The organism is Bifidobacterium asteroides, from assembly GCF_019469425.1.
Taxonomy (GTDB): Bacteria; Actinomycetota; Actinomycetes; order Actinomycetales; family Bifidobacteriaceae; genus Bombiscardovia; species Bombiscardovia asteroides_I.
The window spans coordinates 902,603-914,830 of sequence record NZ_CP048272.1; the positions used below are offsets into that span (position 1 = coordinate 902,603).

The window sequence follows — 12,228 nt, forward strand, 5'->3', positions numbered from 1 at the left end:
CCTGGTTCCTATGGTAAAGGATCTGTGAGGATTCAGTTAATCGGTATTGCCGCTGATGGCTTCGTCGTCGGAATCCTGCTCCTGGGGCGAACCTGAGATGTCGCGGTGGATGGACTGCATCTGCACCTCGATGTTCTGCAGGGAGCGGGCGCAGTCCAGCAGGGTCTGCGAATGCTCGGCCAGGCGGGCGTCGGGTAGGTCGGACTTGTAGCGCAACTGGTGCTCCAGGGAGGCCCAGTAGTCCATGGCGATGGTGCGGAACTGAACCTCGACCGGCGTGTAGTGGGGGCCCGAGGTCAGGAAGACAGGCACGGCATAGATGACGTGCAGGCTGCGGTAGCCGTTCATCTTGGGATTGCGGATGTAGTCCTTGACCCTCAGCACCTGGATGTCCGATTGGTCGGAGAGATAGCGGGAGACCGAGTAGACGTCGTCCCGGTAGTTGCAGATGACACGCACGCCGGCCACATCGAAGATGTGATCGCGCACCGAGGCGATGGTGACGGGCAGGTTCTTGCGGTGCAGCTTGCCGATCAGCGAGTCCACGCTCTTGAGCCGGCGCTCCATGTGATGGATGGGGTTGTGGCTGAACCTGACCTGGAACTCGGTGTCCAGCACGTCCAGCTTGGTCGAAATCTCGTACATGGCCCCCTCGTAGGTCTGCATGAGATTGACGAATTCCGTTATCTCGTCGATATTCAGCTTGGGGCGGTCCCTTTCGTCCAAGTCTGACAGCCGTTGCTTCATTTCGGATGCGCTCATGGCACTGTTACGGTCGAGTATCACATGAACCTCCCATGCCGCCGTTCGTAACCATGACTCATGGTACGCACAGGCCCCGATGGCCGCGGGACCCGACCTGCGCATACAATCATGGCTTATGGAAGCAGGCGAGGGCATGAGCATGACCGCTCAGCGTAAGGGCAGCAGGGGCGTCTACTATGTGCGGACCCTGGGCTGTCAGATGAACGAGCACGATTCCGAGCGAATTGCCGGGGTGCTGCAAGACCACGGCTACCAGCAGGCCACGCCCGAGCAGGTTCGCGCACACGAGGTGGACGTGATGGTGCTCAACACCTGCGCCGTGCGCGACAACGCCACCGAGCGCATGTACGGGACCATCGGGCGCTGGCACCGGTTCAAGCAGCACAAGCCCGACACGCGCATCGCCGTGGGCGGCTGCATGGCCCAGAAGGATCGGGAGCGGATTGTGAGGGCGGCGCCCTGGGTGGATGCGGTCTTCGGCACCAGGGACATCCGCTCGTTGCCCGGCCTGCTGGATAAGGCCCGCGAGGACGGGCGGCCCCAGGTGGGGGTCTCGGAGGAGTTGCGGAATCTGCCCGGGCGACTGCCGGAGGTCAGGGCCTCGCGCTCGCAGGCCTGGGTGTCCATATCGGTCGGCTGCAACAACACCTGCACTTTTTGCATCGTGCCCTCGGTGCGCGGTCGGGAGCGGGACCGGTCCATGGACGACATCCTGCACGAGGTCCGGGACTGTGTGGGCTCCGGAGCCCGCCAGGTGACCCTGCTGGGGCAGAACGTCAACTCCTACGGCTGGTCGACGGGGGACCGCTACGCCTTCGCCCGACTCCTGCGCGCCTGCGGCCGGGTGCCCGGGCTGGAGCGGATCCGCTTCACCTCGCCCCATCCAGCTGCCTTTACCGACGATGTGATTGCGGCCATGGCCGAGACTCCCACGGTCATGCACCAGCTGCACATGCCCCTGCAGTCGGGCTCCGACCGGATCCTGAGGGCCATGCGGCGCTCCTACCGGTCCCAACGCTTTCTGAAGATACTCGACAAGGTGCGGGCCGCCATGCCCGATGCCCAGATCACCACCGACATCATCGTGGGATTCCCAGGGGAAACCGAGGAGGATTTCCAGGCCACTATGGATACGATGCGCCGGGCGCGCTTCTCGTCGGCCTACATCTTCGAGTATTCGCCTAGGCCCGGCACACCTGCCGCGCGCATGACCCAGCTTCCTAAGGCCGTGGTCCAGGACCGGTTCGAGCGTCTGCATACCCTGCAGGAGTCCATCACCATGGAGCAGATGAAGGCCTTCACGGGCAAAGACGTGGAGGTGCTCATCGGCGACGGGCACGGCCGGCATGACGGCAGCACCCACCGGGTGACCGGGCATGAGCGCACCGGGGTACTGGTCCACGTCGGCGTGCCTAAGGGAATGCCTGCGCCAAAGCCCGGCGACCTGGTCACCTGCACCGTCACCCAGGCAGGGCCCCACTATTTGATCGCTGACCCGGATCCGCAGGCAGGACAGGTTTATGACATCCGCTGAACCAGAGCAGCCCGCCGGGGAGGGACCCCGCATCGTCTCCATCGTGGGTCCCACAGCCTCGGGCAAGACCGCCCTGGGAGTGGCCCTAGCACAGGCTTTTGAGGCGCGCGGGCAGACGGCTCATATCGTCAATGCCGATGCCTACCAGATGTACCGGGGGATGGATGTGGGCACGGCCAAGCCTTCGGTAGGGGAGCGGCAGGCGGTGATCCACCACCTGATCGACATCATCGAGCCGGAGGAGGCCATGAGCGTGGCCCGCTTCCAGGCCATGGCCCGGTCCCTGATAGCCGACCTCCGGACGCGAGGAATCAGGCCAATCCTTGTGGGCGGCTCCGGGCTCTATACCCGGGCTGTCATTGATGGCCTGTCCTTCCCTGGCACTGACCCGTCGGTCAGGGCCAGGCTGGAGGAGTTGGCCCAAGAGGAGGGCCCCGGGCTGCTCTTCCGCGAGCTGCAGGAGCGGGACCCGGAGGCTGCGGCCCGGATGGATCCTCGGAATGTGCGCAGGACCGTGCGGGCCCTGGAGGTCATGGACATCACTGGACGGCCCTACTCGGCCAGTCTGCCCCGATATCGCTACCTGATGCCCGCCCTGCAGTTGGGACTGGACCTGCCCCGGGAGGAGCTGGACCGCAGGATCGACCAGCGCACCCAGGCCATGCGCGACCGGGGGCTTGTTGACGAGGTGAGCGGGCTGCGAAACCGCCTGGGGCCCACGGCTTCCCGTGCCCTGGGCTATCAGCAGATTCTGGACTACCTGGACGGCCGCACCGACCTGGATGCCGCCTTCGAGCTGATAGCGCAGAAGACCAAGCGCCTGGCCCGCAAGCAGATGGGCTGGTTCGGCCGGGATCCGCGTATCCACTGGCTGAATGCCCTGGCCCCGGACTTGGCTCAGCAGGCCCTGGACTTGGTGGACCAGGCCGACCAAGGCTGCTTCGACCAGGCGGATGCCCAGGCCGACCTTTCAGACCAGGGAAGGGTGACCAGACACCATCTGGGAGCGCTTTGACTTCAAGTACTTGAAGTTCCTAGGCTGGATGGGTATGACCACCATCATGCAGCCCCAGGCTGAAACCCAGACCGCCCAAACCCAGGCCGACCAGGAATCCGGGCCCTGGTACACCATTCGCCAGGCCTCGCTCATGTCAGGGATGCCGGAGACTACCCTGCGCTACTACGAGACCATCGGCATCATTCCGCCCATCGCCAGGGATCCCTCAAGCGGCCACCGCTGCTACAACCAGGAGGATCTGGACCTGCTGGAGACCATCTCCTGCCTGAGCGCCACGGGCATGTCCCTGGAGCACATGCGGGAGTATCTGGGCAACCGCGCGGCGGGATCCGAGGCCGCCGGACGGCAGATCGAACTCCTGGACGAGCAGGAACAGCGGCTGGACCAGCGGATGGCCGACCTGCGCGCACGGAAACGGTATGTGCAGCTCAAAATAAAATACTGGGGGCGCATCCGCGACCACGACCAGGCTGGTGCAACACAACTAATCAGTCAGAGTGCCCAGATTATCGAGGCCGCCAAGCGTAGCGGCAACGAGCGGCTGCCGGGCTGAAGCTGCCGACTCAGTGGGCTGGGCCCTGGTCCCATCCGGCGATCAGGAATATTCGAGTTGGGTTGACCGGGCGGACTATGCCCGCAATCAGGACCTGCAGATCATCGGTCTTGCCTCGGAGCGCTCGCTGGATGGCCCGGCGGTGGGCGGCCGGATCAGCCCGTCCCCAATCCAGGTCCCAGCCTGCATCGTGGGACAAGCGTGAGAGGAAGATGCGCAGAGTCATGCCGTTGCAGTCGGCGAAGGGGTGCAGATAGGAGAGCTCGTCATAATAGTGAACCAGGCGGTCCGTGAAGACCGGACGATCCAGATTGGCCAGATTGCGTTCGGCCGCCAGCTCCTGGCCGATGGCTGCCGCACCCTGCTCCAGCATGGCCGCCGGATACAGGCTGGCATCGTCGTCTGATTGGGGTCGGCGCAGCACTCGCCCTTCCGGCAGACTGGGCAGCAGCCGACGGTGGATGTCCCGCAGCTCTTCAAGATCTCCCTCGGTCGCCCAAGGCCGCTGACAGATCAGGATGCTCCGCAGAAAGAGGGCATCCGCCGGGGTATCTGCCTTGGCCTTCTTATGACTGCTCTGTGCCTCCAAGCGTCGGGCCTGGTCGGCCAGTGACTCGGCCTGCCTTCTGCCCGCCATAAAGTCGCTGGCCGCCTGAAGAGCCAAAGGACTGGGCCGACGGTCATCCAGAAGCAGGTTGCGCATGGCGAAGGCCACGGCGCTCTGACGTTCGGCTGGTGTCATGCCAACGATGCTAGCCCTGGCGGCCCCCGTCTGAAAGAGTTGTGCACACTGACCCGGAGAACCCGATGCGGACCGGGGTTCTGGGTAGGCTGAAAGGGTTATGACACGTAAGCAGCAAGCAGACGCACGCGGTCGCGGCCGGACCGCATCCAAGGACAGCCAAGACCCGGAACCCTTCTGGCATAAGGTCTTGCTGGCCCTGCCCCGGGGCATGGGATCCTTGGTTCGTGCCGTGGCCGGCAAAAACGGCGACAACTCCGCCTATCGCAAGGACGGACTCTGCTTCGTACTGGTCATCCTGGCCGTGCTTTTCTGCGCCAGCGAATGGTTCCGCGTGAACGGCTTTCTGGGGCGGGGGCTGCATGCCCTGGCTGCGGGCGTTCTGGGACTCTGCAGCATCATCCTGCCGGTGGTTCTGCTCTTTGCGGCCTTCCGGCTGGTCTGCTACACCGGGCGCGAGGCCGGCAACCTGCCTGTGGTGGGCGGACTCATGGTGGTGCTCTGGTCGGTCTGCTCCATTCTGGACGTGCTCATGGCCTCGGATTATCGCGGCTTTGACATGAAGGCCATCAGTGACTCAGGCGGCCTTCTGGGGTTCTTTCTGGGGTCGCCTCTGGCCTGGGGGCTGTCCAAGGTCTTCGCCGTAGTCATCTTTGTTCTTGTGGCCATTTTCGGTCTCTTCATCACCTTTAGATTCCATATGAGTGACCTCATGGCCTGGCTGCGCGGCAAGAGGACCCATGACTCCAGCTCGGCTTCGCCGCAGACCGCCCCCAACGAGGTCAGACTGGGCGATGACACCCTGCCCCTGGAGCCCGGCGTGCCCACCCACCAGGAGCCGGACCAGGAGGATACCCAGAACTCCGGCAGGAACGGGGTGGTTGGCTGGCTTAGTCGCTTGCTGCATGGCCGCATCGGCAAGGACACGGACACCCATCTTGAGCGTTACGAGGCTGACGAGCCCTTCTCCCAGGCGGCCTCGCTGGAGGGTGCTGACCAGAGTGATCAGTCGGCGCAGGGTGCCGAGTCTGATCACGTGTCCACGCAGAACATGCCCGCGGTGGAGGCCCCGGCCACGGCTGCTCTGCTGGATGCCAGGGAGCATGGGCACCCCAAGGTGGATCCGGCCGCGCTGTCCGGCGTGGGGGCCTCGGACCCCTGGGCCGCCGCCGCAGCAGCAGCCGACACCGTGCAGATGGATGGCCAGCCCGCTTCGGGAGCAGGGAGCCAGACAGCCGGAGCCCAGGGTGCGGGAGCACAGGGTACCGACGCGTCAAGCTCCTCCGATGACCGCCAGGTGGACGAGAGCCGGCCCTATGTGCTGCCCAGCACGGACCTGCTGGTCAAGGGGAAGCCTCACGCGGTCAGGACCTCAGCCAACGACGCAGTCATCAAGGCCTTGCAGTCAACCTTCCAGCAGTTCGATGTGGACGCCAAGGTGGTGGGCTTCCTGCGTGGCCCCTCGGTCACCCAGTACGAGGTGGAGTTGGGGCCGGGCGTCAAAGTGGAGAAGGTCACCAATCTTCAGCGCAACATCGCCTACGCGGTGGCCAGTTCGGACGTTCGCATCCTGTCTCCTATCCCCGGCAAGTCGGCCATCGGCATCGAGATTCCCAATGTGGACCGCGAGATCGTCCACCTGGGCGACGTGCTGCGCTCCGACAAGGCCAAGCAGGACGACAACCCCATGATGACCGCCGTGGGCAAGGATGTGGAAGGCCACTATGTGACCGCCGACCTGACCAAGATGCCCCACCTGCTGGTGGCCGGCGCTACGGGTTCGGGCAAGTCCAGTTTCATCAACTCCATGCTAGTTTCGCTGATTATGCGGGCCACGCCAGAACAGGTCCGCCTGATCATGGTGGATCCCAAGCGCGTGGAGCTGAGTGCCTATGCTGGCATTCCTCACCTGCTCACGCCCATCATCACCGAGCCCAAGAAGGCCGCCCAGGCCCTGGAGTGGGTGGTCAAGGAGATGGATGCCCGCTACGACGACCTGCAGTTCTTCGGATTCCGGCACATCAAGGACTTCAACAAGGCCGTGCGCGAGGGCAAGGTCCACGCACCGGCCGGCTCCAACCGCAAGGTGGCGCCTTATCCATACCTGGTCGTGGTGGTCGACGAGATGGCCGACCTGATGATGGTGGCCAAGAACGACGTGGAGAGCTCCATCCAGCGGATCACCCAGCTGGCACGTGCGGCCGGCGTGCACTTGGTCCTGGCCACACAGCGGCCCTCGGTGGACGTGGTCACCGGTCTGATCAAAGCCAACATCCCCTCCAGACTGGCCTTTGCCACATCCTCCTCGACGGATTCCCGAGTCATTCTGGATGCCACTGGCGCCGAGACCCTGATCGGCCAGGGCGATGCCCTCTTCCTGCCCATGGGGCAGGCCAAGCCCACCCGCGTCCAGGGAGCCTGGGTCTCCGAGTCCGAGATCCGCAAGGCGGTGGATTATGTGCGCACCCAGCGCAAACCCCATTACCGCGAAGACATCGAGCAGATGGCCGACAAGGCCGACCACAAGAACGAGATTCAGGAGGAGATCGGCGACGACATGGACGAGCTGCTCCAGGCGGCCGAGCTGGTGGTGACCACCCAGTTCGGATCCACCTCCATGCTCCAGCGCAAACTGCGTGTGGGTTTCGCCAGGGCAGGGAGGCTGATGGACCTGCTGGAGTCGAGGGGAATCGTAGGGCCGTCGGAGGGCTCCAAGGCCCGCGAGGTGCTCATTCAGCCGCCGCAGCTGCAGCAGGCCCTGGCCTTCATCCGAGGCGACGCCACCTCCATGGATCCTGCCCCCGATGAGCAAGCGCAGGGCTGAACATCGGCCCGATGAGCCGGGTCTGGTCTACCGTTATGATGAAACTGCCGCCCGGCATGTATTGTTGGACGGCCCGAGCGCACGAGTATCGCGTATAAGGAGTGGCAATGCAGGAGCATGCCGAGTCAGAGACCGGTCGTGAGAGGCGTAGGCTTCTCGAAGGATGGAATTCTCCCCCAAATCTGGTCACCTACACCCGTATCCTCCTGGTCCTGATCTTCATCGCTCTGGATCTGATGGCCGGTCCTTGGGGCGAGCGCAGACCTGGCATGCGGTGGACCGCCGCAGTGCTCTTCATCCTCGCCGCCTCGACCGACAAGCTTGACGGGTGGCTGGCCCGCCGATACAACCAGGTGACCGAACTGGGCAAGCTCATGGATCCCATTGCCGACAAGCTGCTGATCTGCTCAGCGCTGATTGTGGCATCCGTCTTCGGCGAGCTCTGGTGGTGGATCACCCTGCTCTTCCTAGTGCGGGAACTGGGCATCACCCTGCTGCGGGTCCTGGTCATCAACAAGCAGGGCCAGGTCATCGCCGCCTCCCGGGCTGGCAAGTACAAGACCCTGTTTGAGTGCATCGGTCTGGGTATGCTCATGGTGCCCCTGTCGCCTGTTTGGCCCTGGTACCTGGTGACAACCCGTGTGGTCATCCTGGTGGCCCTGGCCCTCTGCCTCTACTCGGGGGCAGAATACCTGATAGGGATGCGGCGATGATCGGCAAGAGCGTGCAGGCCCGCTGCGACGACCTGGCTGGACGGATCATCGACACCTGCCGTGATTCTGGCCTGTTGCTGGCTGCAGCCGAATCGCTGACCGGGGGACTGCTGGCCGATGCTTTCGTCAGGATTCCCGGGGCGTCAGACGTCTTTCTGGGCTCGGCCGTCACCTATGACATCGCCGCCAAGGCAGCCATCCTCAAAGTGGACCAGGATCTGCTGGCCACCCAGGGCGCAGTCCATCCCCGGGTTGCCCAGGAGATGGCCGAGGGCACGGCCAGGCTTTACACCAGGCCGGGGCACGAAGATACTGTTATAGGCATGGCCACTACAGGTGTGGCTGGGCCTGGTCCTGATGGGGGTGATCCTGCTGGGCTGGTCTACATCGGTCTGGCTCTGCCCGCCCGGGTGATGGGTCGACGTATAGAGACTGGCCTTCAGTCCCATGTCTACCGGACTTATGCCTATGAGCTGCATCTGGATGGCGATCGGGAACAGGTGCGCCGGGGGACGGTCATGCGGATTCTGGAACAGCTGGATCGGGCCTTGCGCTCGCGGGGCTGACGGCCTGATGCGGTCAGTCGCTTTTACGGTTTTTACGGCTTCCGCAAGTCGATGTCGAACCTTCTGCCTGCGGAATGCTGTAGTCGGCAGGCCAAAGCAAGAGGGTGCCTGTATTGAGCCATCCCTCATGTTCCCTGATTTCTTTCTTGCGCATACGTGACCTTGGTCACAAAGCAAGCATTTCGGGTTCCTCCCCTGGAATAATCTACTGGCTCGTCTGTTGGTCAATGTGTAAGAAGTTGAACACGATAATGGCGAAAGGGGCTGCTATGGCCAGCACCGAGACCGTGATGACTCGAACCAACGATACCTATGATGTCAAGCCGGCTGCACCCGGAGTGGAGCGCAATGCACGGGTTCGTGATCTGACACCTGCCCAGCGTCGTGCCGTCGTCTTCGCCCAGCAACAGGTTATCCGCGCCAAGGCCGCCAAGAAGGCCAAGGAGGAGCGCCAGGCCAATCTGAACAAGATGTGGATGGAGGAGGACGGCATGGAGGCCAGCCGTCAGCGGGCAGCCTCCGCCAGCGATGGCCGGGCCGTCCCCCACACCGTCTCCCTGCGCGAGGCCCTGGGCCACGTGCTGCGCGAGCTGAGGACCAATGATCACAAGACCCTGCGTGAGGTCAGCGAGAAGGCCGGCGTGTCCCTGGGCTACCTGTCCGAGGTGGAACGCGGCCAGAAGGAGGCCAGTTCTGAACTGCTGAGCTCCATCGCCGACGCGCTGGGCCTGGGTGTGCCGCAGACCCTGCGGATGGTGGCGGACTATCTGGAGTCCACTCAGGAGTAAACATGTCTGGTCCGGTTGGAGGATCCGGCGGATCGTTCTTGAGGGCGTCCGGTTCTGAGGAACCAGGCGCCCTCTTCTGCCAACTGTCGGTTGCAGCCGTAGAAGGTGTGTGACAGGGTGGGTCTTGGACGAAAGGTGATGTCTGGTGCGTGAGCGGGAATTCTGGCAGCTGCTGGAGGAGGTCTTCGGCCGGGTCTACGGGCGCAGTCTGGCCCGTGACCAGAGGCTGACCGCCCTGGATGCCATGACCGTAATAGAGGCCCTGGATGCGGGCGTGGAGCCGCGCGTGGTTTGGAATGTCCTCTGCGATCAGATGGAGATCCCCGACTCCCGCCGCTGGGGGAAGGACCACAATGCACCGCCCTTGCCGGCAGCCTGATCAGCGGGTTTTATCCTCCGCGAATTCATGACGTATTCCGGGTGATTTTCGAACATTTGTTCGCATTGTCAGGTATACTGATGCTTATGGTCCGGTGACCATCGGCACGTTCGACCACATCGGGCGCCGGGACCGCAGACGGGCTCCGACGGCGGATAGGCTGTCAATCGTGAGGTCGTCAATCAGGGTGTCGTCACCGTAAGGTCGGTTACGAAGAAGGAGAGCCATATGGCACGTCAGAGCAACAGTGGCAAGGCGAAGAAGGAAGAGGAGGGCGGGGTCGACCCCCGTCGCCAGGCAGCCTTGAACACGGCCCTCGCGCAGGTGGAGAAGAGCTTCGGCAAGGGTTCGGCCATGCGTCTGGGCGACAAGCCCACCCAGGATGTGGAGGTCATTCCCACCGGGTCCCTGGCCTTGGACATGGCCCTGGGCATTGGTGGACTGCCCCGTGGCCGCATCGTTGAGATTTACGGTCCAGAATCCTCGGGCAAGACCACCTTGGCGCTGCATGCGGTAGCCAATGCACAGGCCGGTGGTGGAGTGGCTGCCTTCATCGATGCCGAGCACGCTCTGGATCCTGAGTACGCCAAGAAGCTGGGCGTAGACACGGACTCCCTGATCGTCTCCCAGCCGGACAACGGCGAGCAGGCGCTGGAGATCGCCGACATGCTGATCCGGTCGGGCGCCTTGGATGTAATCGTCATCGATTCGGTGGCCGCCTTGGTCCCCAAGGCCGAGATCGAGGGCGACATGGGCGACAGCCACGTGGGTCTGCAGGCCCGGCTGATGAGCCAGGCCCTGCGCAAGATGACCGGCGCCCTGTCACAGGCCAACACCACGGCCATCTTCATCAACCAGCTCAGGGAGAAGATCGGCGTCTTCTTCGGCAGCCCGGAGACCACCACCGGCGGCAAGGCACTGAAGTTCTACGCCTCGGTCCGCCTGGACATCCGCCGTATCCAGACCCTGAAGAACGGCGACGAGGCGGTGGGCAACCGCACCAAGGTCAAAGTGGTCAAGAACAAGATGGCTCCGCCCTTCAAGATTGCTGAATTCGACATTCTCTACGGGGAGGGCATCTCCAAGGAGGGTTCGGTTCTGGATATGGCCCTGCAGACCAACATCGTCAAGAAGTCGGGATCCTGGTTCACCTACGAGGGCGATCAGCTGGGTCAGGGCAGGGAGAACGTTCGTCAGTTCCTCAAGGATAACCCCGGCCTGACCAAGGAGATTGAGGATAAGGTCAAGGTTGCTTTCGGCCTTATTCCCGCCCCCTCCGAGGACAACAAGGTCGATCAAGCTGATGCTGCTCAAGGCAGCAAGAAAGACGACTCGGCTCCTGTCGACATCAACAACACTGTGCCCACTGCCCAGGCCGCATGACGCGATGATCTCGGCCGAGGACTTCCTCAAGGAAAATCCTGTCCGTCTGGCGCAGGCCGAGGATTCCACCGACTCCAGCACAGAGTCGAAGTATTCTCGGTCGGACCGGTTGCAGGCAGACACTGTGGGTTTGTCTGGTCCGGCAGGTTCGGCGGGATCAGCAGGTATCGGAGCAGCTCTTGATTCTGCCCAGAAGGATGACAGCTACAAGGAAGACGGCCGCCCAGTGCAGGCCGCTGCCCTGGGTCTGGGGCATGGAGCCCAGTTCGGAGGCAGTCTGGAAGATATAGACAATGCTGCCAATGCTGATGTGGGTGATGGATCCCTGCCAGGTCGTCATTCCCTTGGCCGCCGTTCTGCCCGGGGTTCCGACAGGAGAACCCGCCGTCGTGGCCGTCGCCCGCGTGCTGGCGGCTTTGGCGGAAGTTCCGCGCCTGCAGCCCCACGAGCAGATGCAGAGGATGCAGATGCCTGCCAGGAGGCTGCCCTGACCCTGCTGGATGCGGCGGCTCGTTCCAGCGGAGCTTTGGCCCGTCGCCTGGTCAATAAGGGGTTTGACACGAACGTGGTCGATCAGGTGATTGACCGGCTGATCAGGCTGCGCCTGGTGGATGACCAGGCTTATGCCCAGGATCTGTTGCATTCCTGCTTGCATCGCACCATGGGGGAGCGGGGAGTGCTTTCGGAGATGACACGTAAGGGTTTGGATCCGGGACTGGCTGCACAGGTAGTGGCCCAAGCATCTCGTGAGGGACTCTTCGTCGACTCCGCCTACGAACTTGGCCGCAAGGTGGCCCGCAAGACAGCCGGACTGGATCTCAAGGTCCGCAAACGGCGATTCTGGAGTGCTGGATCCCGCAAGGGCCACAGTCCCGGCCTTCTCACCCAAGTGGCAGCGGAGCTTTTCGTCTCTGATGATCCTCTCGATGGAGCTGATTGCTGCCAAGGCACCATAAGGTAAGA

At 63.3% G+C, this 12,228-nt stretch carries 12 protein-coding genes; 10 read left to right on the forward strand and 2 right to left on the reverse strand.

The genetic code is table 11. The features are described from left to right. Positions 1 to 36: 36 nt before the first annotated feature. Positions 37 to 747: a GTP pyrophosphokinase gene (locus GYM67_RS03455; RefSeq protein ID WP_396020002.1), complete on the reverse strand. Its 711-nt coding sequence runs from the start codon at positions 745 to 747 to the stop codon at positions 37 to 39. Positions 748 to 880: 133 nt separating this feature from the next. On the opposite strand from GYM67_RS03455, the gene miaB reads away from it, so the two are divergent. From miaB to GYM67_RS03470, 3 genes are read left to right on the forward strand one after another with little or no spacing between them, the layout of a single operon-like run. Continuing rightward, complete coding sequence (gene miaB / locus GYM67_RS03460) at positions 881 to 2,299, forward strand: tRNA (N6-isopentenyl adenosine(37)-C2)-methylthiotransferase MiaB (RefSeq protein WP_258561564.1); 1,419 nt, start codon at positions 881 to 883, stop codon at positions 2,297 to 2,299. Then, positions 2,286 to 3,314, forward strand: coding sequence for a tRNA (adenosine(37)-N6)-dimethylallyltransferase MiaA (gene miaA, locus GYM67_RS03465; RefSeq protein ID WP_220237138.1), 1,029 nt, complete (start codon positions 2,286 to 2,288; stop codon positions 3,312 to 3,314). Before miaB ends, miaA begins: the two co-directional genes overlap by 14 nt. 34 nt (positions 3,315 to 3,348) lie before the next feature. Next, the gene (locus GYM67_RS03470) at positions 3,349 to 3,870 is read left to right on the forward strand and encodes a MerR family transcriptional regulator (protein ID WP_258561565.1); all 522 of its coding nucleotides are present in this window, start codon (positions 3,349 to 3,351) and stop codon (positions 3,868 to 3,870) included. A gap of 10 nt (positions 3,871 to 3,880) precedes the next feature. On the opposite strand, the gene GYM67_RS03475 is transcribed toward GYM67_RS03470, so the two are convergent. Then, positions 3,881 to 4,612, reverse strand: coding sequence for a Fic family protein (locus tag GYM67_RS03475; RefSeq protein WP_220237139.1), 732 nt, complete (start codon positions 4,610 to 4,612; stop codon positions 3,881 to 3,883). Between the two features lie 100 nt (positions 4,613 to 4,712). Here GYM67_RS03475 and GYM67_RS03480 point away from each other — a divergent pair, with 100 nt between their 5' ends. From GYM67_RS03480 to GYM67_RS03510, 7 genes are all read left to right on the forward strand, one after another. Continuing rightward, complete coding sequence (locus GYM67_RS03480; protein ID WP_220237140.1) at positions 4,713 to 7,436, forward strand: FtsK/SpoIIIE family DNA translocase; 2,724 nt, start codon at positions 4,713 to 4,715, stop codon at positions 7,434 to 7,436. 107 nt (positions 7,437 to 7,543) lie between these two features. Further along, positions 7,544 to 8,149, forward strand: a complete 606-nt coding sequence (pgsA, locus tag GYM67_RS03485; protein WP_220237141.1) for a CDP-diacylglycerol--glycerol-3-phosphate 3-phosphatidyltransferase — start codon at positions 7,544 to 7,546, stop codon at positions 8,147 to 8,149. Then, positions 8,146 to 8,715, forward strand: a complete 570-nt coding sequence (locus GYM67_RS03490; protein WP_220237142.1) for a CinA family protein — start codon at positions 8,146 to 8,148, stop codon at positions 8,713 to 8,715. The genes pgsA and GYM67_RS03490 overlap by 4 nt, the downstream gene beginning before the upstream one ends. Positions 8,716 to 9,005: 290 nt before the next feature. Further along, the gene (locus tag GYM67_RS03495) at positions 9,006 to 9,503 is read left to right on the forward strand and encodes a helix-turn-helix domain-containing protein (RefSeq protein WP_220237390.1); all 498 of its coding nucleotides are present in this window, start codon (positions 9,006 to 9,008) and stop codon (positions 9,501 to 9,503) included. A 145-nt stretch (positions 9,504 to 9,648) separates the two neighbouring features. Next, positions 9,649 to 9,882 (forward strand): DUF3046 domain-containing protein, encoded by a 234-nt coding sequence (locus GYM67_RS03500; RefSeq protein ID WP_024627845.1) that lies wholly within the window; start codon positions 9,649 to 9,651, stop codon positions 9,880 to 9,882. A gap of 228 nt (positions 9,883 to 10,110) precedes the next feature. Next, positions 10,111 to 11,265: a recombinase RecA gene (recA, locus tag GYM67_RS03505; RefSeq protein WP_220237143.1), complete on the forward strand. Its 1,155-nt coding sequence runs from the start codon at positions 10,111 to 10,113 to the stop codon at positions 11,263 to 11,265. A 4-nt stretch (positions 11,266 to 11,269) separates the two neighbouring features. Continuing rightward, entirely contained in the window at positions 11,270 to 12,226 is a 957-nt protein-coding gene (locus tag GYM67_RS03510; protein ID WP_220237144.1) for a regulatory protein RecX, read from the forward strand. Positions 12,227 to 12,228: the final 2 nt, after the last annotated feature.